Genomic DNA, 26,967 nt, shown 5'->3' with positions numbered 1-26,967 from the left:
GCGGGGCCGGCCGCGGGCGCGGAGAGGCGAAGCCCGGAAAGAGTGGTCAGCGTGCCGAGGCCAAGCGTGATCAGGCCCCGTCGAGCGCCCCGATGGGACGAGGGCAGCACAGGCAAGGGTCACCTCGCTGTCAGTTGTGGGGGGACGGCGTGAACTGGGGGGTGTTGGTCCATATGACGCAGGTGTCGGGGTCTTGAATGCCGACCATAACCTTCGGGCGCAGCGAAAGATAGCGCTAACATGAGCAAACTTTGTGAGTCAATAGATGAAAGTCGCTCTGGACTAGGCTAAAGATCTCGGCCGGGTCGTGGCTTCGTCGCGGTCAGTGCAGATCGAGGACCTGCTGCCGATCGAGCGGGGCGCGCTGCATTGCGTATGCTGCAACGCCTGAAACCTCATATGCAATTTTCTCTTGACATCGTTGAGTGCCCACATACGATCACGGCAACGGTCAGGTCCGATTCGTTACGTCTGACCACATTTCACTCTCGGAGGGAGAGCAACGTGCAGGTCGCCTATCCCCATCGTTCGCCGAGGACCCAACGAGGTAGAAGGCTGAGGTCGCTTCTGGCCGGCCTGACTGTCGCGGCCGCAGTGACGGGAGTGGGGGTGTCGGCGCCTCCGGCCTCGGCGGCACCGGCGAAGCCGCTGGGGCCGACCCTGGTCAAAACCGACGCACCCCCGACCGGGTACGCGGTGACGTTCCGATACCAGGCACCCGCCGGTGTCGACAGCGTGCAAATCTACGGTGACTGGTTCTTCGCTCAGCCCGACAACGTCGGTGACAACCACGCGCCGTCACAGTGGCAGCCGGGCGACACCGCGGCCACTCCCTGGCGCATCCTGCCCATGCAACTCGGCGCCGACGGGATATGGGAGATCACCGTCCCGTTACCCGCCGGAACGTTCCGCTACGCCTTCACCCACGACTGCACCGACGTGGAGGCCACCGGCTGCGCCCTGCACGACGACCCGGCCAACCGGTGGGAAGTGCAGCCCCAGTACCCGAGCGCGCCGGGTGCGGTGCGCAGCACGATCTACGTGCCGGGCAGCAAGAAGTTCCCCACCTACGACAACGGCTACCAGGCGCCGGTCAAAGCCCATGAGGCCGGGAAACTGGAGTCGCGGCGGTATCCGTCGCCGCTGTCGACCAACCCGGCCGGGGTGCATGACATCGTCGTCTACACGCCGCACGGTTACGACCCCAACCGGGCGACGCCCTACCCCACGCTGTATCTGAGCCACGGCGCCGGGGACAGCTCGATCGCCTGGACGATGCAGGGCGTGGCCCACCACATCGTGGAGAACGCCATCAAGGACGGCGTGGCGCAGCCCATGGTGGTCGTGTCCACCGACTTCAACGGCCTGCCCGGTGGCAATCAGGGGTATGCCGACGAGCTGCGCAACAACGTCATCCCGTTCGTGGAGCAGAACTACCACGTCTCGACCCGGCCGGAGGACCGCGCGTTCGGCGGGTTCTCCGCGGGCGGGAGTCGTGCGTTCACCATCATGTACGACAACACCGACCTGTTCGCCTACGACGCCGCCTGGAGCATCGGCGGGCCGGCCGCCTCGCAGGCGCAGATCGACCGCCTGAAGACGGTGCCCGGCGGCCTCCTCTTCGGCACCGGACGGCAGGACGGCACCAGTGCCCAGAGCCTGCACACGCGCGCCGAGGCGTTGCGGTCCGTCGGCGTCGAGATCAAGGAGTACTACGTGGACGGCATGCACACCTGGCATGTCTGGCGTCCGATGCTCGACTTCTATCTGCGTGACGTGGCGTTCCGCACCCCCACGACGGGCCTGGACATCACCGCCACGCCCGCCGGGAACTCCCACAACGTCAGGCTCACCGCGACCGCCGCGGTGGGCGCCGTGACCGCCAACGTCGCCTCCCCGACCGGCAAGGTCGAGTTCTACGCCGGTGACACCCACCTCGGATCCGCGCCGGTCAAGAACGGTGTCGCCACCTTCCGCAAGGCCGTCGACCGCGCGCTTCTCGACAACCCCGTCGTCGCCCGCTACCCGGGCGACAAACTGTTCAACGCATCACAGAGCACGCAGGTGACCGTCGACTGATCTGATTCATCCCGCCGATCCGGCGAGGCCTTGCCGTGGCGCCTCTCACCTGCGGGGACGCCACGGCAAGGCCTCCGAACGATCCGAGCCCGCGGCCTGGGGAGGTCTTGGGAGAAGTCGGCGTGTCAGGCCAACGCCGACGGCACCTCGAAATGCTCCACAGGCCGCGACTCAGCTCGCCGACGGCGGCTCCGGCGTGTATCCGGCCTCTTCCGAGATCAGCGCCGCGGTCTCCAGCACCAGCGGAAGTTTCTCCTTCAACTGGTCCAAGGTCTCGATCACCTCGATCGCGGTGACGGAGACGGCGGCGACGACCTTGCCCCGGGAATCCCTGACCGGTGCGGCCACGCACATGACGTAGGCGTCGTGCTCGCCGTTGTCGACGGACCAGCCCTGCTCGCGGACCTGGGCGAGTTCGGCTTCGAAGGAGTCGCGATCGGTGATGGTCGTGTCGGTGTGCCGCTCGAACGTGACGTGCGCGAGCAGGCGATCGCGGTCCTCTCTGGGGAGGTAGGCGAGGATCGCCTTTCCGACGGCGCTCGCATAGAGTGAGACGGCCCGGCCGATCCGAGACGGTAGTTTCACCGCGTCGAACGCGGGGCTGTCGACCTTGTCGATATAGATGATCTCGTCGCCGGTCAGCTGCGCCAGGTGGACGGTATGGCCCGTCTGCCGCTGGAGCCGGCGCAGATGCGCGGACGCGAGCTGGCGCAGGTCCATCGAACTGAGCGCAAGCTCGGACAGTTCGATGAGCCCGCTTCCGAACACGTAGGTCCCCGCTCCTGTCTTGCGTACGAACCGTGCGGCCTCGAGCGCTTGCAAGATCCGCAAAGCCGTGGACTTGTGGACGCCGAGCACGTCCGAGGCCTCTGTGAGCGTCAGCGGATGCTCCGCTGCCACCCGGATCAGGTTGATCGCACGCTGGATGGATTGTGCCACTACTGCCCTCCCTGCGTTGCACTATGCGCAATGTAGAGCATAGGGCACGCAACCGTGCACTTCTTGACAGTGTTGCACATGTCGCTACGATCGTTGCAGAAAACGGCGTTTCGGGGGGAACGAACGGTTGGAAATGGGAGTAACTAATGGAGCAACATCGCGTTCGCCGTAGCCTGGCTGTGGCGACCAGTCTCATCTGTACGGCCGTCGCCTTCCTGAGTGGTTGCGGCTCTGACAGTGATTCCGGCAGCGGATCCGGCGGCGTGACCACGCTGACCTTCGCCGCCTCGACGTTCGGCGACCCCGGTCGCGGGCCGCTGCTCACGGAGTGGCTCGAAGACTTCAACAAGAGCCAGAGCGCGATCAAGGTGTCCGCCGCGGCGGTGCCGTACCCGACCTTCGGCCAGACCGTCCTGACCCAGATGGGCAGCGGGAAGGGGCCCGACCTCATCCGCTTCGACATGCCCGAGTTCGAGGCCGCCTCGGACGCCGGCCTCATCGCGCCGCTCGACGACCTGATCGACGTCAGCAAGTATGACCTGCTCAAGCAGCCGGACCAGTTCATGGTCCACAACGGCAGGCGTGACGGGATCATCTTCGAGGCGTCGAACTACGCGATGTTCTACAACGCCGACCTGATCCCGAAACCGCCGACGACCTACGAGGAGTTCGTCAAGACGGCGAAGTCGCTGACCAAGGGCGACGTCTACGGCCTGGCGTTCCGCCAGACGGAGGCCGAGGAGGCCGGTGTCTGGCAGGACATCTTCAACTACGTCTACGGTTTCGGCGGCAAGTGGTCGGACGGCAAGAACCTGACCATCAACTCGCCCGAGAACCTCAAGGGCCTGCAGGCGTACAAGGACCTGTACGACGCGAAGGTGATCCCGCGTGGCGCGGACGCGGCGACGTTCCGCCGCATGTTCGCCGAGGGCAAGGTCGGCATGGAGCTCAACAACGGTGGCTACGTGACCGCGACCCGCGGCCAGAACCCCGATCTGAACTTCAGCGTCGCGCCCATCCCGTTCCCGGTCCGCAGCCAGGGTGCGATCCTCGCGCCCATCGTCATCAACGAGGCGAGTCCGTCGAAGGAGGCGGCCGCCACCTTCATCCGCTGGGCGCTCGAGCCGGCCAACCAGGTGAAGCTGCAGGAGATCCTCGGCGCGAGCAGCGTGGCGACGGTCACCCAGCGAAGCGCCGAAAAGCTCAAGGAGACGCCGTTCCTCAAGGTGTTCGACGACCTCACCGAATCGAGCCTGCCCCAGATCGTCCTGGGATTCGAAGCGAAGACGCCGGACATCCGCAAGATCGTCGTGCAGAACGTCATCGCGGCGCTCCAGGGCACGGTCGACCTGAAGACCGCGCTGGACCGCGCCCAGGAGCAGGCGACCCAACTGGTCGGTTGATCGGACGAGACCGCCGGCGCGAGCACGCCTCGCGCCGGCGGCGTCCTACCCGTACAAGGACCGAACGCGATGACTGTGCAGAAACAACAGCGAACCTCAGGGTCTCGAACCGAGACCCGGCGTCGAGGCAGCCCACGGGGGAGCAAATGGACCCCCTACCTCTTCCTGGCGCCCGCCGCCGTCTTCATCCTCGTCTTCCAGGTGGTTCCGCTGGTTCAGGAGATCTTCCTGAGCTTCACGCGGACGTCGCTGCTGAATCCCACGCACAGCACCTGGGTGGGGTTGGACAATTTCTCCCACATCTTCGGTGACAAGGACTTCCGCCGCACCCTTCTCACCACCTTCATCTACGTGATCGTGTGTGTTGTCGGCGCGGTGGGATCCGGGCTCGCCGTCGCCCTGCTTCTCAACAAAGGATTCCGCGGCAGGGGGTGGGCGCGCGCGCTGGTCACCATTCCGTGGGCGGCGCCCGGCATCGCGGTCGCGCTCATCGCGACGTGGATGCTCAACCCGGACTACGGGATCGTGAACCGCTTCCTGGACGCGGTCGGCCTCGGCGTCCCGGGCGGCGCCATCCTCGACAGCCCGACGTACGCCCTCCCGGCGATCCTCGCCACGACCATCTGGCAGCTGTTCCCGTTCACCTCGGTGGTGCTGCTGTCCGCGCTGCAGTCCGTGCCCTCGGACCTGACCGAGGCCGCGACGGTGGACGGCGCGGGGCGGTGGTGGACCTTCCGCGCCGTCACCTGGCAGGTCATCAAGCCCACCATCGGACTGCTCGCCATCCTCATGACCATCTGGTCGCTGCGGCGGTTCGAGCTCATCTGGCTGATGACCAAGGGGGGACCGGTCGGCGCGACCGAGACGCTCGTCATCGACCTCTACTCACAGGCCTTCGACTCCAAGCAGCTCGGTTCCGCGGCGGCGATCGGCATGGTCGGCGTGGTCGTGTCGCTCATCGTCGTCGCCGGCAGCCGGTTCGTCGCCCGCGCCGCCGAAAGGGAGGCCCGCTGATGAGGCCGCTTCGCATCGGTCTGACCCTGCGCATCCTCGGCGTTCTCGTCGTGCTCGGCGTCGCCGTCTTCCCCCTGTACTGGATGATCGTCACGGCGCTGTCGAGCAACTCGGATCTGTTCGCCGCGAAGGCTCGGCTCGTCCCCGACCTCTCCCATTTCGGGGTCTTCATCGACGCGCTGGCCGAAGGCAAGGCGCTGGGCTGGCTGCGTAACAGCCTGGTGATCGCCGTCGGCACGACGGTCCTCTCGATCGGGCTCGGCATTCCGCTCGGCTACGCGCTCTCGCGGTTCTCGTTCTGGGGCAAGGCCGTCGTGACCGTGCTTCTGCTGTTCACGCAGATGCTTCCCGAGGCGCTCATGGTCGTGCCGCTGTTCTCGCTCTTCCGGCGGTTCGGCCTGCTCGACTCCCTGGGCGGCCTCATCCTGGTCAACTCCGCCTTCGTCCTGCCGATCGTCGCCCTCATTCTCAAGGGTGCGATCGACGGCATACCGCGCGCGCTGGAGGAGTCCGCGCGTGTCGACGGAGCACGGCCGCTCACGGTGCTGACGCGCATCAACGTGCCGCTGATCGCGCCGTCCATCGCGGCCACCGCGGTCATCGCGTTCTTCCACGCCTGGAACGAGTACGTGTTCGCCGTGACATTCATCTTCACGCCCGGGAAGCAGCCTGCCTCGGTGGGGATCGCGAACTTCATCGGCGAGCTGGGCACGCCGATCCAGACGGTGATGGCGGTCGCCTTCATGTTCACGCTGCCCGCCGTCGTCTTCTACCTGTTCGCGCAGAGGCATGTGGTGGCCGGCATGACCGCCGGCGCCGTGAAGGGGTAAACGGGAGCATGAAGATCATCTCGGTCGACACCCTCGTCGTCGACTTCTACCGCACCAATCTCGTGATCGTCCGCGTCACCACCGACGAGGGGATCGTCGGACTCGGCGAAGCGACCCTGGAGGGCAAGGAGCGCGCCGTCCAGGGGGCCATCGCCGAAGTCGCCGAAGCCGTGGTGGGGCTCGATCCCACCCGTATCTCCGGCATCCTGTACGAGCTGGCCAGAGACTGGTACTGGCGAGGCGGCCCGGTCATCATGACCGCGCTGAGCTCGCTCGAAATGGCACTGTGGGACATCTCGGCACGGGAGCTCGGTGTCCCGGTCTCCCGGCTTCTCGGCGGCGCCACCCGGGATCGCGTTCGCGCCTATGCCAACGGCTGGTTCTCGGGAGCCGTCACGCCGGAGGATTACGCGGCCGCCGCGAGGAGGACCGTCGACAGCGGCTTCCGCGGTCTCAAGTGGGATCCCTTCGAGAATTTCGACCTGACGATCACATCCCGGCAGCTGGACCGCGTGCTCGCGCAGATCGACGCTGTCCGCTCTGCCGTCGGGCGCGACGTCGAGCTGTTCATCGAGGGCCATGGCCGGTTCGACGTCCGCCACGCCATCAAGGTCGCACGTGAGATCGCGCAGTTCGACCCGGTGTGGTTCGAGGAGCCGTGCCCGCCGGACAACCTCGACGCCCTCGTGGACATCCGCCGGGCGTCTCCGGTGCCCATCGCCGCCGGAGAGCGATGGTTCGGCCGGCAGGGTTTCGCGCCGGCGATCGCCCGCCAGGCGGTCGACTTCGTCCAGCCGGACGTGACGCACGCCGGCGGCATCGCCGAACTGGCCTTCATCTCGACGCTCGCCGCGACCAGCTACGTCGGGTTCGCCCCGCACAATCCCAGCGGGCCGCTGAGCACCGCGGCGACACTGCAACTCGGGGCGACCCTGCCCAACTTCCGATACCTGGAAATCATGGCGACCGACGTGCCATGGCGCCCGGAGATCACCAACGAACGACTCGTGCTCACGAAGGAGGGCGACGTCATCATCCCGACAGGGATCGGACTCGGCATCGAACTCGATCTCGAGGCGATCGCGCGGCACCCCTTCGCACCCCACCCCCTGCGGATGTTCCGGGACGCCGTCTTCGACATCCGGCCCTCGGACGAGCGGTCCTTCTTCAACCTGGGAGATGACGTATGAGCCGGGCATCGTCCGAGGCGTATTCCGCCGAGGCCGACTGGTTCGGCACGGCCGCCGACGCGCTGCCGGACGACGCCGAGGAGAGCATCCTGATCGGCCGGATCTGGGATCCCGGCGTCGAAGGGCCGTCACCCATCGTCGTCCGCGACGGCGACGTCTTCGACATCAGTGCCGAGTTCCCGACGATCCGCGACGTCTGTGAACTGCCGGACCCTGCCGCGGTGGTGTCCAGGCTCGACGGCCGGCGGGTCGGCAGCTTCGGTGACGTGCTCGCCAACACCGGAGCCGCGGACCGGGACCGCACCCGGCCCTGGCTGCTCGCACCGGTCGACCTCCAGGCGCTCAAGGCCGCCGGGGTGACCTTCGCCGTCTCGATGATCGAGCGCATCATCGAAGAACGGGCCCGCGGCGACCTGCTGCTCGCGGCGGACATTCGCCAGCGGATCCTCGCCGGCCTCGGAGCCGACCTGCACGGCCTGTCACCGGGCTCGGAGGAGGCGACCCGGCTGAAGGACCTCCTCGTCGCCGAGGGCATCTGGAGTCAGTACCTGGAGGTCGGGATCGGACCGGATGCCGAGATCTTCACCAAGGGTCAGATCCTCTCGGCCATGGGAACCGCGGTCCCCGTCGGCGTACTCGCCGCCTCGACCTGGAACAACCCTGAGCCCGAAGTGGCGCTCATCGTCCAGTCGAGCGGCCGGATCGTGGGGGCGACCCTCGGCAACGACGTGAACCTCCGTGATGTCGAGGGCCGATCCGCGCTGCTGCTGCCAAGGGCGAAGGACAACAACGCCTCGTGCGCGCTGGGGCCGCTGATCCGGCTCTTCGACGAGCGGTTCGACCTGGAACGGGTACGCGGCCTCGTGGTGGGCCTGGACATCGAGGGCGTGGACGGCTTCCGCCTTGAGACCGTCTCGGAGATGGCGCGGATGTCACGTGATCCGGAGGCGTTGGTGCGGCAGATGATCGGCCCGCATCATCACTATCCCGACGGCGCGGTCCTCATGCTCGGCACCATGTTCGCGCCGATCCAGGACCGCGACCGCCCCGGCGAGGGGTTCACGCACAAGGTCGGCGACATCGTCAGGATCAGCTCCGGCGCGCTCGGCACCCTGGTGAACCGCGTGCGGCACGCCGAGGAGTGCGAGCCATGGAACTTCGGAGTCCGCGATCTCATGGGGAATCTCGTGAAGAGGGGACTCCTGTGATCATCGTCGTCGGTCGTTCCACCACACGGCCGACGCCGCGCCTGGTCGCCTCGCCGCCGGTGCAGGAGTGACGGGAGCCCAGGTGGCCGCCGGGCTCGTCCTGCCACCACGGTCCGTCAGCCGGCACGCTCCGGGATAGGCGGCCGTGTGGCAACGTGATCGGCGGATCGCCGGGCCCGCAGCAGCGGGACGGCGGCGGCGAGCGCGGCGAGGGTGGCGAGGGCCGCAGGTGCGACGCCGCCCAGCTCGGCCAGCCCCTCCGCGGGCCTCTCCAAGAGGCCCGCCACGCCGTCGGCCACGCTGGTGAGGACGACCAGCACGGCGCCCGTCCGTCCGAGCAGCCGGTGGGGCGTGACTGCCTGCCGATGACTGAGCAGGGCGACGGAGGCGACCAGCCTTCCGGTCGCCGGGACGGCCGCCCCGAGGACGTACCAGACCCACCCGGGCCCGGTGCCGGACAGGCGAGCAACAGGGTGAACGGTCCGGTCACGATCAGGGCCCACCAGGCCAGACGGAAGGCCCCGAGCCTGCGGTGCAGCAGCAGCGCCGCCAGCGCCCCGAAACCGGGCGGGACGTACGCGGGCGCGCTCATCGACGGACACGAAGGCCACCGCTCCCAACAGCGCCGACAGCACAAGCACGGACCGGGGCCGTGCCCGGTCGACCAGCGCTCCCAGCGGCAGCGCCAGCACGAAGATCGCGACCGGCTCCACGGCCTGGTCGAACATGATGAGGAGCTTCGGCCTGAGGCTCCCGTCGGCGTTCCACAGAGCCGGTTCGGCCAGCGGGAAGCAGACGCAGACGATGGCGGCGGCGAGCGCGAAGAGCGCGAATCGCCCTCGCGACGGGCTGGGGGAGACCATCCGGCGATCTTCGCCGCACCCGCACAATCCGCGCAAACCGCGTCTGCCCCTGCCGCGCGCAAACCGCGCCTCCCGCGCCTCCCGCGCCTCCCGCGCCTCCCGCGCCACGAGAGCTGCGCCCGCCCGGTCCGCGTAAACCACGCCTGCCGTGCCGTGCGAGCCGCGCGCGCCAGGCCGCGCGTAAAACCGCCCCGGCCGCTCGCAAACCGCGCTCGCTCCGCCCGCGTAGAGCGTGCGAACCGTGCGGGCTGCCGGGTCAGCGGGCCCGCGTCGGCAGCGTCGTGTCAGTAGCCCCGTACGGGATCGATGCGGCCCAGGAGCGGCTCTCCGCGCAGGTAGCGGGCGACGTTCTCGCGCACCCGTTCGGCGAGGCTCTCGGTGAGGCGGTCCTGCGGGTTGGCGCTGTGCGAAGTGACCAGCACGTTCGGCTCGGCCCACAGGCCGTGCCCGTCCGGCAGCGGCTCGGGGTCGGTGACGTCGAGGGCGGCGCCGCCGATCTCCCCGGCGCGCAGCGCGGCGAGCAGGGCGTCGGTGTCGACCAGTTCGCCCCGGGCCACGTTGACCAGCCACGCGTGCGGGCCCAGGGCCCGCAGCTGGTCACGCCCGACCATCCGGTAGGTCTCCGGGGTGGCGGGCGCGGCCAGGATGGCGTGATCGGCGCGGGTCCAGACGGTGGCCAGCTTTTCGAACGGCACGGTCTCGTCCGCGCCCTCGACGGGCTCACCCGAGCGGTTGACCGCGATGACGCCGGCGCCCAGGGCGCGCAGCGGGGGGATGACGGCTCTGCCGATCCCGCCCGCGCCGACGACGGCCACCGTGCTCCCGCGCAGCGTGCCGGGCTGGTCGCGGTGCCACGTACGGCTGCGGGCGGCGGCGGCCAGCCGATGCACCCCGGCGAGCAGCAGGGCGAGGGCGTGCTCGGCGACCTGCGGGGCGTACGCTCCCGCGGCCGAGCACCAGACGCGGGTGGAGTCGACGAGCCTCTCCCGCGTCCACCGTTCGACACCCGCGGAGGGGAGCTGGACCCAGCGCACGCTCGGCGTCAGGTAATCCCGCACGCCCTCCGGCCGCGGGTCGGTCCAGACCAGCGCCTCCGCCCGGTGGGGATCGCCGACGACCTCGCCTCCGGCGGCACGGACGGATTCGACGATCAGCGGCGGGTCCGCTGGGGCAACGCAGACGGTGAGCACGCCCGTCCCTTCCTGGTCGCGCCGAACGCCTCCCTGGCGCGGCTTTCCTCCCCAAGAGTAGGGTCCGTCCGCTTCGCCTGATCACGGGGTCCGGCGGATCGTGATCGGGGCGCGACGCCAGGTGGGCGACCGCCGCGCGGTCAGTGAAACCCGTTCGGGTGCAGCACCACCTTGGTCCAGCCCTTTTCCCGAGCGTCGAAGTGCGCGTACGCCTTGGGGGCGTCGTCGAGGCCCAGCTCCTGGGAGACGATCCAGGACGGCCGGGCGCCGGCCTCGTGGATGAGGGAGCACAACTGGCGGTTGTAGTTCTTGACGTTGCACTGGCCGGTGCTCATCGTCTGGCCCTTGGTCCAGAAGGTGCCGTAGTCGATGGACACCTCGCCTCGCTTGTAGAGGTTGTTCCCACCGCGGGGGTCGCGGGGGACGTACAGACCGACGACGGCGATGCACCCGGTGAACTTGACCGACTTGACCAGGTTGTTCAGGGTCATGTTGGGGTGCTCGCCGCCCTCCGGATCGTGCGCCTGGAAGCCCACGCACTCGCAGCCGCGGTCGGCGCCCATTCCCTGGGTGAGCTCGAGGACCTGGTCGACGGGGCTGGACCGGGAGTCGTCGATCGCGATCGCGCCGATCTCCTCGGCCTTGGCCAGCCGGTCCGGATGGTGGTCGATGACCATCACGCAGCTCGCGTTCCTGAGCAGGGCGGAGTAGGCGGCCATCAGCCCGACCGGGCCCGCGCCGTAGACCACGACGGTGTCGCCCGGATGCACGCAGGCGAGCACCGTGGCGTGCCAGCCGGTGGGCCACACGTCGGCCAGCATGACGTAGTCGGTCTGCTTCTCCCACGCGTCCTCGGGCAGGACGAGGCAGTTGTAGTCCCCGTACGGCACGCGCAGCAGCTCGGCCTGGCCGCCGTTGTACGGACCCATGTCGGCGTAGCCGTACGCCGCGCCGGCCAGGCCCGGTGCGGGGTTGGTGGTCAGGCAGAAGGCCGTCAGGCCCTGCTCGCAGTTGGCGCAGAAGCCGCAGGAGATGTTGAACGGCAGGCACACCATGTCGCCGACCTTGACGCGGTCGACGGCGTCTCCGATCTCCACGACCTCGCCGAGGTTCTCGTGCCCGAGGACCCGGCCGGGTTCGAAGGTGGTCCTGCCCTCGTACATGTGCAGGTCGGAGCCGCAGATGTTGGAGGTGGTGACGCGGACAAGCGCGTCGGTGTGCCGTTCGATCCGGGCGTCCGGCACGGTGGTGACGCTGACCCGCCGGGGGCCTTCGTAGACCACGGCTTTCATGGCTACCCTCAAACGAGATCGTTTGGCGCGTGCGAAGCGGCGTGCCGCCCCGCTTCCGCGACGGCGGCCCGGCGTCGATGCGAGCCGGGCCCGTGCGGACCGGCCACTGCGCTCCGGGCCGCTGCGTTTTCGGGCTCAGGTGCCCGCCGTACCCGTGGGTACGACAGGCACCTACCCCACTGGATGAGGGAAAAACCGCTTCAATCGTGGGAGACCCGGAGGGGAAGCCGGGCGGCGAGGGCGAACCCGCCTTCGGGGGTCGGGCCGGAGGAGAACCGGCCCTGCGCGAGGAAGACGCGTTCCCTTATGCCGGCCAGGCCGTAGCCGCCGCCGAGGGAGGGCGCCGGCTTGACCGCCTTCGCGCCGGGGTTGGCGTGGTCCGGGGTGTCGACCACGGAGACGTCCACCTCGTCGCCGGTGACCTGGCAGGTGACCTTGACGATGGAGTCCGGCGCGTGCTTGCGCACGTTGTTCAGCCCCTCCTGCACCAGGCGGTAGCACGCGTGCGAGACCTGCCGTGGCAACGCCCCCGGGGGAGCGTGGAGGCGGAGATCGACCTTGAGCCCGCTCGCCTTCGCCTCGCCGACGAGCCGGGTGATGGCGTCGGTGCCCTCGGCGAGGTCCCCCTCGTCGCGCCGGAGCACGGTGAGCAGCTGCCGCAGTTCGCCGAGCGCCTGCACGCCCTTGTCCTCGATGGTCGCCGTCAGCGACCGGATCTCGTCCGGCTCGGTGGCGTCGCGTGCCATGCCCGCGTTGAGCACCATGGCGGTGACCGCGTGGGTGACGGTGTCGTGCATCTCTCTGGCGATCTTGCGGCGCTCCTCGGAGGCGGCGATCTCCTCGCGCTCGCGTACGCCGAGACGCAGCTCCCGGATGAGCCGGCGGTAGGCGTTGACCCAGGTGCCGACGACCGCGGGCAGATAGATGAGGGTCACCGCGCGGACGAGGTTCAGGTAGACCGAGTGGTCGCTGTGCGGGCTGCGGTAGTCGACGGCGAAGTAGAAGACCGTCAGGGCCAGGGCGATGTACTGCCACCGGCGCACGCGGTGCTCGGCCGTCATCGAGAAGACGGCGAGGATCATCGGCACGACCTGCCCGGTGACGCAGGCGCACACCACCGAGGTGATGATCGCGGGCCAGGGGGTCCGGCGCCGCACCATCATGGCCGCCGCGGTGAGCACCCCTGCCACGATCTCGAGAGCGTCCGGCGCACCGCCCCAGAGGGAGAAGCTGTAGCCGGTGAGCGTGGTGGGGATGGTGAACGCGATGACGGCCGCGGCCAGTGCCACGTCGACGAGCCAGTCGCGATGTGCGTCCCATTTGTTCAACACTCTGCTATTTTGCGACTTTTATCCGGTGCTCTGGCCCATTGACCTTCCTTTTTTGCCCGGCGATTACCTACATGCCGGCGGGCGTGGTCTTGACGCAATCAAATGAACGACCATTTAATTCTTTGGTGGGCCGGATCGCTGGTGTCACCGCCGCCGAGACGCGGGAGCGGCTGCTGCTCGCCGCCGTCGACGTGTTCGCCCGGCGCGGGTACGACGGCACGCGCGTGGCGGACATCGCCGCGGCGGCCGGTGTGAGCAACGGCGCCCTGTACGCGCACTTCGGCTCGAAGGCCGAGCTGATCGTGGCCGCGCTGCGCGCCCACGGGCCGCGGCTGCTGGCCGACATGCTGGCCGCCGACCCCGGCCTGCCGGTCGCGGAGCTGTTCGTCGCCGTGGGCCGCCGGCTCCCGTGCCGTCCCGACGCCCGCGGCTCCCTGATCGCCGAGGCGCTGGTCGCGGCCCGCCGCGACGAGGACGTCGCCCGCCCGATGCACGACTACGTCGGCGAGCGGGCCGGCTGGCTCGCCGGGCTCGTGCGCGCCGCCCAGGACGACGGCCAGATCGATCCGGCGCTCTCACCCGGCGCCGTCGCCCACCTGTGCCTCCTGCTCGCGATGGGCAGCGCGCTGCTCACCCCGGACTTGCACGCCGTCGGTGACGAGGAGTGGACCGCCCTGCTGACCCGCCTCGTCGCCGCCATCGCCCCGACCGACCCGACTTCGCGGACGCCACCGAAACAAGGGGAACACCAGTGAAAGTGCAGATCGATCCCGCGCGCTGCCAGGGACACGGCCGCTGCTACGACCTGTCGCCCGACCTGTTCACCGAGGACGACGAGGGTTACGGCCAGGTCGCCGGCGACGGCCTCGTGCCGCCGGGTGGCGAGCGCGCTGCGCGGGTCGCGGCCTCCAACTGCCCGGAGAAGGCGATCGTCCTCGCCGAGGAGGCCTGAGATGACCGTCGACGATCGCTTCGTCCGCGACTTCCGGGAGGGGGAGGAGCAGCCCCTCGGTGTGCGCAGCGAGATCATCACCGGCCCGGTCTCCGACTGGACGACCGACTTCTCCCACATGGAGCCCGAGTGGGCCGCCGATCCGTACCCCATCCAGGACGATCTGCGGGCGCGCTGCCCGATCGCGCGTACGGAGAGGTTCGGCGGCGGGTGGCTGCCGACGCGATACGAGGACGTCGCGGCGATCGCGTACGACACCGAGCGCTTCTCCTCCCGGGCGGTCGTCATGAGCAACTACCGGCCGCCCCTCGAGATCGCGCCGGTGGGGGCCGTGCCGCCGATCTCCTCCGACCCGCCGTTCCACCACGACGCGCGCAAGCTGCTGCTCCCGGCGTTCACCAAGAAGGAGGTGGCGAAGCGGGAGGAGGCCGCGCGGGCGTTCTGCCACTCGCTGATCGACGGGTTCGAGGGCGCGGAGATCGTCGACGCCGCCCGTGACTACGCGCAGCACATCCCGATGCGGGTCATCTCCGACATGCTGGGCTTCCCGCCCGAGGACGGGCCCAAATTCCGGGAGTTCGTCGAGCACGCGCTCGAAGGCGTCAACCTGCCGCCGGAGCAGCGGATGGCGAACATGGCGGAGCTGTTCGACTACCTGCTGGAGCAGATCCGCGACCACGTCGCCAATCCGCGCGACGACCTCACCACCTATCTGATCGACGCGGAGCTGTACGGCCGCAAGCTCGAACCCTCGCACGTGTCCGGCACGATGGCCCTGCTGCTCATCGCCGGGATCGACACGACGTGGAGCGCGATCGGCGCCTCGCTGTGGCACCTGGCCAAGACCCCGGCCGACCGCGAGCGCCTGGTCGCCGTGCCGGCCCTGCTGCCGACCGCGATGGAGGAGTTCCTCCGGGCGTACGCGCCGGTCACGATGGCGCGGCTGGTCAAGGAGGACATGCACTGGCGCGGCGTCGACATGAAGGCCGACGACTGGATCCTGCTGTCGTTCCCGGCCGCCAACCGTGATCCCGCGCAGTTCGACCGGGCCGACGAGGTGATCATCGATCGCGAGATCAACCGGCACGTGGCGTTCGGCCTCGGCATCCACCGCTGCGTCGGTTCCCATCTGGCCCGCATGGAGCTCCGGGTCGCGCTGGAGGTCTGGCTGGAGCGGCTCCCCGTGTTCGGCCTCGCCGACCCCTCGGCGGTGACCTGGGCCCCCGGTCAGGTGCGGGGACCGCGCACGCTTCCTCTCCGCATCGGCTGACCACCGCCGGGCGGCCCGGCCGTCGTCACGTCCCCGCGGCGGCGCGCGGCGACGGCGTACGCCTCCAGGGTGCGCCGGGCGGTGCGCGCCCAGCTGTAGCGCTCCCGCACGTACGCGGCTCCCCGCAGGGCGAGCCGGTCCGCCTCCCCGGCGTCGCCGAGGAGGCGCAGCAGGGCCGCGGCCAGCTCGCCGGGATCGTCGGCGGCGCAGCGGACGGCGCCGTCGCCGATGACCTCCGGCGAGTAGCCCGGCCCGACGACCACCGGGCGGGCCAGGGCCATCGCCTCGACCGCGACCAGGCCGAACGGCTCGTACACAGACGGGAAGACGCAGACGTCGGCGGCCAGGAAGTGCGCGAACACCTCGGCGGGGGCGAGGAAGCGGTTGCCGGCGACCACGTGCCCGCGGGTGTGCGTCCGCTCGATCAGCCGGGCCACCGTCTCGGCGTCGCCGGTCTGCGGGGCCGCGGCGCCGATCAGCACGAACCGCGCGTCGCCGTGCTCGGCGACGACCCGCGGCACCGCCCGGATCAGCGTGCCGACCCCCTTGTGCGGCGACGGCCGCCCCGCGAACACCACGAGCCGGCCCCGCCCGCCGGGCAGGTAGCGCCGCCGCACCTCCGCGCGTATCCGGTCGCGGTCGCCGCCGGGCAGCCCGGCCAGCCGCAGCAAATCGGGATCCTCGAAGCCGTGCGGCACGACGACCATCCGGTCCGCGGGCCAGCCGCGGGCGGCGAGGCCGTCGCGCATGCGGACGCTCGGCACGACGATCAGGCGCGCCGTCCTCGCCTGGGCCGTCTCCAGAAGGTCGAGGAGGACGGCGTACGCCGACCGGCGCCCGGGATCGCAGGCGTTCATTTCGCGGGTGTGCACATGGAACACCACCGGCAGCCGCCCCAGCACACGGCACAGGATCCCGGCCACGCAGCCCATCCAGTCGTGCACGGCGACGACCGCCCCGGTCCGTCCCGCCTCGGCCGCCATGATCCGGGCGGCCGCCCGCACGTTGAACGCGAGCAGTCCCGCGATCCTGGCGAGCCGGCGTACGCCCGAGCCCTCGCGCCGGCCGTAACCGGGGGTGGGGAGGCGGTGCAGCGTGACGTCGCCCCGGCGTTCCGTCCGGGGCGCCGGGCCACGGCGGGCCATGGCGCCGAAGACCACGACCGGCGCCGCCGCATCCCGCAGGGCGTCCATGATCCGCTCGGCGTAGCGGCCCAGCCCGCCGACGACGTCGGGCGGGACCTCCGAGCAGACGGCGTAGACGCGGACGCCGGGGGAGACGTGATCGGCGGAGGGCATGGGCGCGAACCTAGCCGCTCACCCCGCGCCCGGCCAAGACGGCCCCGGAGACACCCCGGTCGTTCCGTTCGTGTGGGCGCGAGGGGAGGAAGGCCCACCGCACGGGGGTACGGCGGGCCGGGCCGGTCACGTGGCCCTGTTGTCGACCTCCAGCACGAGCCGCGCGAGCTCGAGCCGGTCGAGGTTGGGCGCGTACGCCGTCGCGTTGCCGAGGACGAGTGCCCCGGAGGGGGTCGTCAAGGTGAGCGGCGTCGCCTGGGACCAGAAGTTGTCCCACGCGTAGTCGTGCCGGAACACGCCGCGCGTCGTCGCCCCGCCCGTCTCGGTGATGTCGAGGAACCGGCTGATCACGTCGGTGTTGTACGGGTGACCGGTGTTCCTGTCGGCGTTGGCGTAGTGCGCCACGAGGACGTACTCGCCGGGGCCGAACCCGGCGGGCCTGGTGAGGGTGAGCGTGTTGCCCGCGCCGTTGCCGAGGTCGCCCACATAGGCGCCTCCGGAGGCGTTCGAGCCGCTCGTGGCCGGGACGGTGACCACGCGGGCCGTTCCGGCGAGTTGTGCCTGCTCGGCCTCGATCCGGTGGGCCGCGGCGTCCGCCTCCTCGGCCCTGACCGTGGTCAGGCCGCGCAGCCGCAGGCCGGCCGGGCCGCCCACCTCTACCACCGAGACGCCGGCCGGGAGATAGACGCGGGCCCGGGAGGCCGCCTCGCCCGGGCGGGTCGCCCGCACACCCGCGATCTGCCGCCCGTCGACGCGGACGTCGAGATCGCCCGCCCGGGCCGCCTTGTAGGAGAAGGTCAGGTCGTAGTAGCCGTCCTCGCTCACGGCGGCGAAGAACGTGGCCCGGGCGGTGCCGCCGAGCGTGACGGCGGGCCCCCTGCCCTCGCGGACGACGCCCGCGCCGCCGGACAGCCGGGCCTCGTCGGCCGGGTACGCCGCCCGCTCGGGGCCGGTGATCTCGGTGAGGTCGAATCTGTCGAGCGTGACGTCGCTGCCCGGCAGCGGGGTCGTGCCGTCGGTGCTGGTGCGCAGGGACAGCTCGTGCATGCCCGCGGTCAGCTCGACCTCCACGTCGGTGCGGCCGCGGTAGGTCCAGCCGAGGTCGGCCGAATACTGCACGATCCGGTCGAGCTTCCCGTCCACGAACAGCGCGTGCCTGCCGGGGGCCTTGTTCGCGCCCTGGAAGATCCCCAGCCGGTAGCGGCCGTCGCGCGGCACGGTCACCGGGAACGTGACGGCGGAGCGGGCCGTGTTCATGGAGCCGACGTCCCGCTTGCCGGAGGTCGCGTAGAGCTGCGGGTCGGCCGTGGTGTCCTGGTCGTACGCCTGGGCCGAGGTGAGCGTGGCCGACTCGGCCTCCACCGAGACGCTCCACGGCGCGTCGGCCGCGGGCGCCCCGCCGCTCGACGGGACGATCGTGACCCGGTAGGCGGCCATCACGTCGCCGCCCGGCAGGTCCACCCGCAGTGTGCCGTCGTGCAGGGTGGTCCGGGTGGCCGCGACGACCGGCGGCTGCGTCGCGTCTCCCTCATATCCGGTCCACGTCGTCCTGGACACGACGACGTCGACCTGCCTGCCGAAGACCGCCGGGTCGAGCCCGGAGACGTCGAGCCGGACCGGCGCGGCGCCGCCGCCGACCAGCACGGTGCCCCGCCGTACGGAGGGGTCGACGGCCGCGAGGGCCTGCACCGTGTCGGGGACGTCCGGCCGCGGCGGGGTCACCTTCACCGTCTGCCCGGTCAGGTCCGCGTACCACTTGAGCAGCCACCACGCGCCGTTGGCCTGGCGGGTGCGCACGGCGTGGTCGGACAGGTTGCCGGCGTAGGTCCAGAACGCCATGTCGGCGTCCACCTTGGTGTCCTCGAACATGGCGATCCACTGGATCATCTGGCCGGGCACGGACATGTCACGCCGGTTGCCGTACTCGTCGATGTTGATCGGCAGCGGGCCGATGCCGAGGTCGCGCTCCATCTGCCGGTAGTCCGCGTAGTGGCCCCGGTAGGCGGCGAGGCTGCCGTGCGACAGCTCGTGCCAGGCCATGATGTCCGGCAGGCAGCTCCTGCCGCCGCATGCGGTGTCCCTGGCCCAGGTGAGGAAGTCGCGCAGGCGGCCGGGGTTGTAGCGGGCCTCGTTGGGGCCGACGATGCGGGCGCCGGGGTCGATGGAGCGGATGCGCTCGACGACCGCCTTCCAGTCGGCGAAGAACTTCTGCTTCATCGTGGACCAGTTCTGATACCAGATGCCGTCGGGCTCGTTGAACGGCACCCACACGAACCTGTCCTTGTCCCGCGGGCGCTCCGCGACGACCTTGCGCACCATCGCGTCGACCTTGGCGAGGTAGTCGTCGATGCCGAGGTTCTCATAGGGCCACTTGCTGTAGACGTCCTGCATGTAGACGACGATCTCCTCCCCGCCCGCGGCGAAGAAGCCGTCCGCGATCTTGAGCGCGTCGCCGTTGGGATGCTGGTCGCCGTCCGGGGCCTTCTGGGCGACCGTACGCGGCCGGGCACCGGCGATCAGGGGGTCTCCCGGGACTCCGGGGTCGGACAGGCCGTACAGCATGCCGGTCGCGCCGCCGTGAACCGGCCCGGTGCGCTGTGCGAAGTCCACCGCGACGACGTCGGCGGCGGCGGCGGCGGTGTCGGTGACGGTTCCAGCGGCGGTTCCGGCGGCGGTTCCGGCGGCGGTTCCGGGGGCGGTTTCGGCGGCGGTTCCGGGGGCGGTTTCGGCGGCGGTGTCCGCGCCCGCCGGTCCGGCGGCGGTTCCGGGGGCGGTTTCGGCGGCGGTGTCCGCGCCCGCCGGTCCGGCGACGGGCCCGGTGCTCAGGGCCGCGGCGGCGAGGGCCGTGGTCACGGCCGTCACGCGGGCACGCCGGAATGACCTTTGTCGGTGCATGGGTGTCCTCTCCTGTCACCGGGACGCGCGGGCGCCCCGGAGGGGGTGATACGGCGGGGGTGGTACGGCGGGCTCGGCGGGCACCGCCGGGAGGCGAAAACAGCGCCGGCCGTGGCCGGCCGGAGGCGCTCACGTGATGGCGCTCACTTCACGGCGCCGCTGGTGATGCCGGAAATGATCCTGCGTTGGGCGACGGCGAAGACCACGACGAGCGGCAGGCTCATGAGGATTACGTAGGCGAAGATGAGGTGCCAGTTGTTGAGATACAGCCCCGCGCCGGCGACGCGGAAGAGGTTGAGCGGCAGGGTGTCGAGGCGGCCGCCCACCACGAAGAAGGCGTAGAAGACGTCGTTCCAGACGTAGAGGCAGACGAGGATCGTGGCGGTGGCCAGCACCGGCCGCAGCAGCGGCAGCACGACGTGGAAGAAAACGCGCACCGGCCCCGCCCCGTCGATCTGGGCGGCCTCCTCCAGCGAGACGGGGATGGTGCGGACGAAACCGGTGACGAAGAAGATCACGGTGGACATGTAGATGCCCATGTAGACGCCGATCATCCCGACGGCGCTGCCGGCGAGGCCGAGCTGGCGCAGCAGCAGCACGACCGTGACCACCGCAGGGGGCAGGATGATGCCGCTGATGGCCAGCGCGTACAGGACGGCGTTGAGCCGGGTGGCGCGCCGGGCGAGGATCCAGGACGCCATCGACCCGAAGAGCAGGACGCCGATCACGGCGGGCACCACGACGAGGAGGCTGCCGAAGAACGCCGCGGGCACCTCGCCCTCGCGCCACACCTCGCCCAGGTTCTCCAGCAGGTGCCAGTGGGCGGGCGGGGTGAGGTTCGGGATGAGGGCCTCGCCCCGCGACTTGCCCGCGGTCGCCACGACGAGCCACAACGGGATGCCGATGGTGACCAGTGCGAGCGCCGTGGCGGCGAACGGCTGCAGGCGGGTCGCGAACGAGACACGCCCGGAGGCGGCGGGGCTGCGGCGGGCAGGGCTCTGGCGGGCAGGATTCTGGCGGGCAGGGCTGCGGCGGGCGGGGGAGTGCGGCGTCACAGGATCTCCTCGCGCTTGCGCAGGATGCGGATGACGGGGAAGGCCATGAGCGACACGAGCAGGAACAGCACCAGGCTCATGGTCGTGGCCTGGGCGAACAGGCCCTGCCCGAAGGTCCGGTAGATGAAGATGTTGAGGATCTCGGTCGTCCGTGCCGGGCCGCCGCCGGTGGTGGCCTGCACGATGTCGAAGCCGTTCATGGAGCCGAGCAGGGCGGTGGCGACGTTGAACGTGATCGCGGGGGCGAGCAGCGGGAAGCGCAGCCGCCGGAACGCGTGCCAGCGCGAGGCGCCGTCGATGCGGGACGCCTCCATGATCTCCTCCGGGATCGTCTTGAGCCCGGCCAGATAGATGAGCATCGACAGGCCCATCCACTTCCACGCGTGGACGACGGCGACCACGACGATGGTCCATCGGGTGTCGCCGAGCCAGGCGTAGTCCACGTCGTGCCGGACGAGCTGCGACAGGAGCTGGTTGAGGCTGCCCTCGGGCTTGAGCAGCGCCTGGAAGACGTAGCCGACGGCCAGGGCCGACATCAGCACCGGGATGAGGAAGAAGACCCGCAGCGTGCGGTTGACCCAGGTGTCCCGTTCGAGCAGGAGAGCCAGGCCCAGCCCGAAGAGATTCTGGAAGACCGCCACGAGCACGGCGTAGGCGACGGTGATGCGCAGCGCGGAGAACAGCGTGCCGCTGGAGGCGAGGTCGGCGAAGTTGTCGAACCCGACCGGTCGGATGGCGCTCTTGAAGCCCGACCAGTCGGTGAACGCGTAGACGAAGTTGAACGCGGTCGGCAGGAAGAAGAACACCAGCAGGATCGCGAGCGCCGGGGCCATGAACCACATCGGGTGGGTCCGGTCCGGCCTGCGGCGGGTGCGGCCGGCGGGACCGCGCGGGGCGGGCGGCGGCGCGAGCGGCCGGTCCGGGACGGGGGTGTCCGTGGCAGTCAGCATGGCATGTCCTCAGGTGCCGGGCGCGGAGAGGCGGGCGAGCCGCGGTCTCCGCGCCCTGTCGATAGACCTGTCGTTGAACCTGTCAATGAACCTGGCGATGAACCTGGCGATGAACCTGGCGGTGGGCGCGGGTCGTCGGGCGGGTGTGGATCGGGCGGGTGTCCTTTACGGGTGTCCTCGGGCGGGTGTTCTCGTGGGTCAGAAACCGGCCGCGCCGGCGGCCTTGGCGAGCTGGGCGAACTGCTCCTGGGTGGCGGAGGCCACCTGCTCGGGCGTCATGGTGCCGGTGATCATGTCGGCGAGGTTGATGTACAGGTCCGGGTTGGCCACGGCGAGCGCCTGCATGGAGCCGACGGCCTCGCCGAGGGAGTCGTGCACCTGTTGCAGCGCCTTGGGCACCGAGGCCGGGCTCGGCACGTCGGTCTCCAGGGACACGGTGTTGCGGTCGGCGACGAAGTCCTTGTAGCCGGGGCCCATCCAGTACGAAAGGAGCTGGCGCGCGGCGGCCTCGCGTTTGGCGTCACCGGTCTTGAACGCCACGAGGGCGTTGGACTGGTCGGGGATGAAGGTGCCGACGTTGCCGCTGGGGGAGATCGGGAAGAAGCCGATCCTCTTGTCGAGCGTGGCGGTGTCGGCGGTCGCCTGGAGCTGGCCGAAGAACGAGTTGACCTGCACGACCATGGCCGCCTTGCCGTCGAGCAGGGCCTTGCCCTGGTCTTCGAACGTGGCGGTCTTGATGTCCTTGTTGAACAGCCCCTCGTCGATCAGCGACTTGTACTTCTTGATCGCGTCGAGCACGACCGGGCTGGAGAACGTCTCCTCACCCTTGTTGATCTTGTCCCAGAGCCCGTCCCTGGCGGCGTCGGCGAGCTGCACCTGGACCCACCACTGCGTGGCCCACCGGTCGCCGGCCATCTCGTAGAAGGGGGTGACGCCCTTGGCCTTGAGCGTGCGGCCGAGCTCGATCATCTCGTCGAAGTTCTTCGGGGTCTCGGTGATCCCGTTGGCCGCGAAGACCTCCTTGTTGTAGTAGACGCCTTCGACGGCCGGGCTGGTGATGAGGGCGGCGTACCGCGTGCCGTCCAGGATCCCGGTGATGTCCTTGAGCTGCGGCGCGAGCTTCGACAGCCAGGGGGCCTGGTCCAGCGGCTGCAGGTTGGCCCTGGCGTTGACGGCCGTGAGCATGGACGCGGTCGGCTGCCAGAACGCCAGGTCGGGCTTGTCCCCGGTGGCGACCTTGGTCTGCACGCCCTGCTCATACGGGTCGGGGATGGTGACGATGTCGACCTTCGCGCCGGTGGCCTTGCCGAACGCGTCGACGACCTGCTTGGGCACGGTGTTGCTGTTCTGCGCGGCCCAGATCGTCAGGGTGACGCCGTCCAGCCTGGCCGTCGGCTCGGGCCAGGTGACTGCGGCCGAACCGCCCGCGGTGCCGCCGGCCTGCGCGGCGGAGTCCGCAGAGGGGTCCGCAGAGGGGTCCACGGAGGGGTCGCTGCAGGCCGCGGCCCCCGCGGCGAGGGCGGCGACGACCGCCAGGGTCTGCCATTTCTTCATGGGTCGATCTCTCTTCCGGGGGCGCCCGGACCGCAGGCCCGGGATTTCAGAGCAGGGGGGATGAAACGGGCGAGGATGATGAGACGGGTGAAATACGCAATATTCGGGCGGAAGGGCCGGAAACCGGCTTGGTGAGGGTGAGCCGGCCCCGCTCCTGGTCCCACTCCACGTCCCAGGCGGGCAGATGGCGGGGATAGACGACCTCGACGTCCACCCGGCGTCCGGCGAGGTGCGGGAGGGACAGCGAGGCCGCCGCCGGCTCGTCCGTACGGCACCAGACCCCGGCGTACGTGTGACCGGGGGTGACGAGCCCGAGGCTGAGCCAGGGGTCGGCCCAGCCCGGGAGACCCAGCGGCCAGACGGGTGCGGCCTCGGCCAGGCCGGCGCGGATGCCCCGGTAGGCGGTGACGGCCGCCCTGACCGACTCGCGCTGCGCGGCGGTCATGGTGGGCAGGTGGCCGGACAGGTAGAGACGGCCCAGCATGCCGGTGCACAGGCTGTAGGCGACCCGCTCGTCGTCCATGTCCGGCTGGGGGTAGGCCCAGCTCGCGGACTGCTCCGGCAGCACGGACAGGGGAGCGGCCACCGCGATCGGCGGATACCGCAGGGGGTCCTGCTGGTCGCTGGTCGACTGGAGCTGCATCCGCGACAGCAGGGCGTAGTCCATGCGCATCGCGCCGGAGGCGCAGTTCTCCAGGATCAGGCCGGGATGACGGTCGAGGACCGCCTCCAGCCACGCCAGATGGGCCCGGTTGCAGGCGAGCAGCCCCGCGCCCGGGCTGACGGCGTGCACGTCGGTGCCCGCGCCGGGGTCGATGTTGTAGTCGAGCTTGAAGTAGCCCACGCCGAGCTGCTCCACGAGCCGGTCGACGACCTCGTCGAGGTGGGCGACGGCGGCCGGATGCCGCAGGTCGAGGTGATAGCGGCCGTGCTCGACGATCCTCGTGCCGCCGCGCTGCAGGAACGCCTCGGCGGGCAGCTTGTCGGCCATCGGGCTGCGCACGCCGATCACCTCGGGCTCCAGCCAGAGCCCCGGGATCATGCCACGCTCGCGGATGCGGCCGAGGACCTCCTCGATGCCCCGGGGGAACCGCGTCTGGGACGGCTGCCACTCGCCCACGCTGTCCCACCAGTCGCCGTCGTCGTCGTACCAGCCGGCGTCGATGCAGAACCCCTCGGCGCCCGCCTCGGCGGCGGCGTCGATCAGCGGGAGCAGCTTCGCGGTCGTCGGGTCGCCCATGAGGGTGTTCATGTAGTCGTTGAACACCACGGGCAGGCGGGTCCGGTCCGGATGAGGGCGCAGCAGCGCGCGGCGGTGGGCGGTCAGTGCGGCGGCCGCGCCATGCAGTCCGTCATAGACACCCTGTAGTTCGTCATAGGCACCCTGCAGGCCGTCATAGGCACCGTGCGGTCCGCCGGAGGAGACGGTGACCGACGCCGGGACCGTGGTGAACGACTCGCCGGGGGCGAGGACGGTGTGCCACTGGTGGTCGATGTCGGTGGGGCCGAGCAACGCGACGTAGACGCCGTCCCTGCGCTCGCCGATCTCCCACCGCCACGGGCCGTTGTGCTCGATCTGCCACAGCCAGGCCCGGCCCGAGTGCGGGTCGAGCAGGCCCGCCGTGGGCAGGTGCTGCCCGGTCGACCAGGCGCCCGTGCTGGTGACGGCCAGGCGGCCCCGGCCGTCCTGGCCGTGCAGCGGCAGGTTGAGGTCGGCCATCTCCTCACGTAGCGGGCGTACGCGCCAGCGGCTCTCGCCGAGCCACTCGCTGTCGGCGCGTACGACCTGCAGCCCGTCGGCCGAGCCGGCCGGGAACCCGGCGGCGAACGAGGTCACGCCCAGCACCACCGCCTCCCGGACGCCCCGGTTGGTGATCGTCGTCCAGGACCGTACGGCCGGCACGCCCTCGGCCGAGCGCAGGTGCGCGTGCGCCTCCAGACCGGTGTGCTCGTCGCGGAGGGTGATCCGCAGCTCGTGCCACCGCCCGTCGCGGGCCTGCTCGGCCCCGACGTAGGTGAAGCGGCGGCCCACGGCGGTGTCGGAGAAGCGGTGGGAGGCCCGTGCGCGGCCCTGTCCAGCCAGCAGCACCTCCACGAGCGGCTGGGCGGGCGGCCTCGGCCCCGGGTCGCCCGCGCCCAGCTCGCGGATGCTCACCACACCGTCGGGTGATATGGCGATCACCACCCGCAGTGCCGAGTGCCCCCACACCAGGCTGGTCTCGGTGTGCCGTGCGTTCACCTGCGTCTCCTGACGATCGCGCCGGGTTCTCCGGAGGTCATTGCGGCGTGCGGGCGACGGCCCCTCGCGGGGAGAACGGCGGCGGGCGAGCCCTTCCCCTGTATGCGTGTGACCGGTCACATCCGCACGAATGCGAGTGTGACCGGTCACATCAGTAAGGGGAAGGGCCCGTTACGGTGTTGTTAACAACATCCGGCGACGCGCCCGGGCCGATCGTCAGCGCCACCTCGGCGGCGGGCTGCGCGAGGGCGCAGCGGCGGGCGACGCGAGGGCGCGGCCGTGGGGCACCGCCCCGTGAACCCGGCTTACCCGCGCGGGGGCGCCGTCGACTCGCGCACCACCAGCCGCGGCGGCGTCAGCGACACGGCAGGCTGCGGCTCCCCGGCGAGCTCGGCCAGCACCGCCGCCACCGTGGCGCGGCCCAGCCCGGCGAAGTCCATCTCCACCGTCGTGAGCGCCGGCGTCCAGTACGCCGAGCCGGGCACCCCGTCGAAGCCCACGATGCTCACGTCACCCGGCACGTCCTTGCCCGCCTCGAACAGGGCGCGGCGCACCGCCAGCGCGATGTCGTCGTTGCCGCACAGGATCGCGGTAACGCCGGGGTCGGCGGCCAGCGCCCGCCCCGCCTCGTACGCCGACCGCACGTCCCAGCCGGCCGGGACCACCGGGGGGACGGCCGCCCCGGCCTCGTCCAGCGCACGACGCCAGCCCGCGAGACGTCCGTTGTGCTCCGACTCCGACGGGATGGCCACGTGGTGGACGGTCCGGTGCCCGAGAGCCAGCAGGTGGCGCGTCGCCTCGGCCGACGCCTGCTGCTCGTCGAGGCAGATCGCCGGGCGGCCGACCACGGGCACGCCGGGCTCGATCGCCGCCGCGGCGGGCAGCGACTCGGGGAGCGCGCGCAGCACGGCGATGCCGGCCGCGTCGAACGCGATCACGATCACACCCCCGGCGCTCGGATCGCTGACGTAGTCGGCGGCGTTGCGGACGTCGCTCTCCCGGTCGGACTCGACCACTCGCACCCCGACGGCCAGGCCCTCGACCCGGGCCGCCTCCTCGATGCCCTGCAGCGTCGAGGCGTAGCCGTACAGCATGGTGTCGGAGGTGACCACCGTCACGCCCCGCGCCCGCCCCGACCCCAGCGCCCGGGCCACCCGGTTGGGCCGATACCGCAGCCGTTCGATGACCTCCATGACGGTCCGCCGCGTCTCGGCGCTCACCTTGGGCGAGGCGTTGAGCACCCGGGACACCGTCTGGCGGGACACGCCGGCCGCCGCCGCGACGTCGCGGATGCTCGGCACCGGCTCCCGGCCGGGACGCGGCGCGGGCACCTCGACAGGGGTTTCGTTCACGCCCCCATCGTGATCGGTGGGGCGAGCCGGGGTCAAAACCGCCGCGACCGAGCGATCACACGT

General features: G+C 70.6%; 21 protein-coding genes. 9 read left to right on the top strand and 12 right to left on the bottom strand.

The features are described 5' to 3' along the window. The first annotated feature begins 735 nt into the window (after positions 1-735). Positions 736-2,079 carry an alpha/beta hydrolase-fold protein gene (locus FLV34_RS25040; protein ID WP_187280725.1) on the top strand — a complete coding sequence of 448 codons (1,344 nt, stop codon included), beginning with the start codon at positions 736-738 and terminating at the stop codon, positions 2,077-2,079. Positions 2,080-2,250: 171 nt separating this feature from the next. Here FLV34_RS25040 and FLV34_RS25035 read toward each other — a convergent pair whose 3' ends face one another. Continuing rightward, a complete protein-coding gene (locus FLV34_RS25035; RefSeq protein WP_142648770.1) occupies positions 2,251-3,018 on the bottom strand; it encodes an IclR family transcriptional regulator in 768 nt (255 codons plus the stop codon). 263 nt (positions 3,019-3,281) lie between these two features. Between FLV34_RS25035 and FLV34_RS25030 the strand changes: the two genes are divergently transcribed. The 5 genes from FLV34_RS25030 (at position 3,282) to FLV34_RS25010 (ending at position 8,663) form a co-directional block, all read left to right on the top strand. Then, complete coding sequence (locus FLV34_RS25030) at positions 3,282-4,421, top strand: sugar ABC transporter substrate-binding protein (RefSeq protein ID WP_168066064.1); 1,140 nt, start codon at positions 3,282-3,284, stop codon at positions 4,419-4,421. Between the two features lie 201 nt (positions 4,422-4,622). After that, on the top strand, positions 4,623-5,435 hold the full coding sequence (locus FLV34_RS25025) for a carbohydrate ABC transporter permease (RefSeq protein WP_222709616.1): 813 nt from the start codon (positions 4,623-4,625) through the stop codon (positions 5,433-5,435). Next, positions 5,435-6,265: a carbohydrate ABC transporter permease gene (locus FLV34_RS25020; RefSeq protein ID WP_147944234.1), complete on the top strand. Its 831-nt coding sequence runs from the start codon at positions 5,435-5,437 to the stop codon at positions 6,263-6,265. Before FLV34_RS25025 ends, FLV34_RS25020 begins: the two co-directional genes overlap by 1 nt. Positions 6,266-6,273: 8 nt before the next feature. Continuing rightward, positions 6,274-7,455, top strand: coding sequence for a mandelate racemase/muconate lactonizing enzyme family protein (locus FLV34_RS25015; protein WP_147944233.1), 1,182 nt, complete (start codon positions 6,274-6,276; stop codon positions 7,453-7,455). Next, the gene (locus tag FLV34_RS25010; RefSeq protein ID WP_147944232.1) at positions 7,452-8,663 is read left to right on the top strand and encodes a fumarylacetoacetate hydrolase family protein; all 1,212 of its coding nucleotides are present in this window, start codon (positions 7,452-7,454) and stop codon (positions 8,661-8,663) included. The genes FLV34_RS25015 and FLV34_RS25010 overlap by 4 nt, the downstream gene beginning before the upstream one ends. Before the next feature lie 116 nt (positions 8,664-8,779). Here the strand turns inward: FLV34_RS25010 and FLV34_RS25005 are convergent, their stop codons facing one another. The 4 genes from FLV34_RS25005 to FLV34_RS24990 form a co-directional block, all read right to left on the bottom strand. Continuing rightward, the gene (locus tag FLV34_RS25005) at positions 8,780-9,526 is read right to left on the bottom strand and encodes a hypothetical protein (protein WP_147944231.1); all 747 of its coding nucleotides are present in this window, start codon (positions 9,524-9,526) and stop codon (positions 8,780-8,782) included. A 284-nt stretch (positions 9,527-9,810) separates the two neighbouring features. Further along, positions 9,811-10,716, bottom strand: coding sequence for a D-isomer specific 2-hydroxyacid dehydrogenase family protein (locus FLV34_RS25000; RefSeq protein ID WP_142648763.1), 906 nt, complete (start codon positions 10,714-10,716; stop codon positions 9,811-9,813). A 140-nt stretch (positions 10,717-10,856) separates the two neighbouring features. Further along, on the bottom strand, positions 10,857-12,008 hold the full coding sequence (locus FLV34_RS24995) for a glutathione-independent formaldehyde dehydrogenase (protein ID WP_147944230.1): 1,152 nt from the start codon (positions 12,006-12,008) through the stop codon (positions 10,857-10,859). A gap of 200 nt (positions 12,009-12,208) precedes the next feature. Continuing rightward, entirely contained in the window at positions 12,209-13,339 is a 1,131-nt protein-coding gene (locus FLV34_RS24990; protein ID WP_147944229.1) for a sensor histidine kinase, read from the bottom strand. Between the two features lie 125 nt (positions 13,340-13,464). Between FLV34_RS24990 and FLV34_RS24985 the strand changes: the two genes are divergently transcribed. Genes FLV34_RS24985 through FLV34_RS24975 form a run of 3 tightly spaced genes read left to right on the top strand, consistent with a single transcriptional unit; the run spans position 13,465 to position 15,561 of the window. After that, positions 13,465-14,094 carry a TetR/AcrR family transcriptional regulator gene (locus FLV34_RS24985; protein ID WP_142648760.1) on the top strand — a complete coding sequence of 210 codons (630 nt, stop codon included), beginning with the start codon at positions 13,465-13,467 and terminating at the stop codon, positions 14,092-14,094. Then, the gene (locus tag FLV34_RS24980) at positions 14,091-14,291 is read left to right on the top strand and encodes a ferredoxin (RefSeq protein ID WP_142648759.1); all 201 of its coding nucleotides are present in this window, start codon (positions 14,091-14,093) and stop codon (positions 14,289-14,291) included. The genes FLV34_RS24985 and FLV34_RS24980 overlap by 4 nt, the downstream gene beginning before the upstream one ends. Before the next feature lies 1 nt (position 14,292). Beyond that, a complete protein-coding gene (locus FLV34_RS24975) occupies positions 14,293-15,561 on the top strand; it encodes a cytochrome P450 (RefSeq protein WP_147944228.1) in 1,269 nt (422 codons plus the stop codon). Here the strand turns inward: FLV34_RS24975 and FLV34_RS24970 are convergent. From FLV34_RS24970 to FLV34_RS24940, 7 genes are all read right to left on the bottom strand, one after another. Next, positions 15,519-16,859, bottom strand: a complete 1,341-nt coding sequence (locus FLV34_RS24970) for a glycosyltransferase family 4 protein (RefSeq protein WP_142648757.1) — start codon at positions 16,857-16,859, stop codon at positions 15,519-15,521. The two genes, FLV34_RS24975 and FLV34_RS24970, sit on opposite strands and share 43 nt — an antisense overlap. Positions 16,860-16,985: 126 nt before the next feature. Further along, positions 16,986-19,721, bottom strand: a complete 2,736-nt coding sequence (locus FLV34_RS40700; RefSeq protein ID WP_187280724.1) for a hypothetical protein — start codon at positions 19,719-19,721, stop codon at positions 16,986-16,988. Positions 19,722-19,897: 176 nt separating this feature from the next. Further along, the gene (locus tag FLV34_RS24960; protein ID WP_222709615.1) at positions 19,898-20,809 is read right to left on the bottom strand and encodes a carbohydrate ABC transporter permease; all 912 of its coding nucleotides are present in this window, start codon (positions 20,807-20,809) and stop codon (positions 19,898-19,900) included. Beyond that, positions 20,806-21,759: a carbohydrate ABC transporter permease gene (locus FLV34_RS24955; protein WP_187280723.1), complete on the bottom strand. Its 954-nt coding sequence runs from the start codon at positions 21,757-21,759 to the stop codon at positions 20,806-20,808. The genes FLV34_RS24960 and FLV34_RS24955 overlap by 4 nt, the downstream gene beginning before the upstream one ends. Before the next feature lie 198 nt (positions 21,760-21,957). Continuing rightward, a complete protein-coding gene (locus tag FLV34_RS24950; protein WP_147944227.1) occupies positions 21,958-23,313 on the bottom strand; it encodes an ABC transporter substrate-binding protein in 1,356 nt (451 codons plus the stop codon). Positions 23,314-23,359: 46 nt separating this feature from the next. Continuing rightward, entirely contained in the window at positions 23,360-25,552 is a 2,193-nt protein-coding gene (locus FLV34_RS24945; protein WP_222709614.1) for an alpha-galactosidase, read from the bottom strand. 305 nt (positions 25,553-25,857) lie between these two features. Next, the gene (locus tag FLV34_RS24940; protein ID WP_205830447.1) at positions 25,858-26,904 is read right to left on the bottom strand and encodes a LacI family DNA-binding transcriptional regulator; all 1,047 of its coding nucleotides are present in this window, start codon (positions 26,902-26,904) and stop codon (positions 25,858-25,860) included. Between the last annotated feature and the right edge of the window lie 63 nt (positions 26,905-26,967).

It is taken from the genome of Microbispora sp. CSR-4 (genome assembly GCF_008033685.1).
In the GTDB taxonomy this organism is placed as follows: Bacteria; Actinomycetota; Actinomycetes; order Streptosporangiales; family Streptosporangiaceae; genus Microbispora.
Note: the sequence above shows the minus strand (reverse complement) of the source record. Positions and strands in the feature narration are given on the sequence as shown.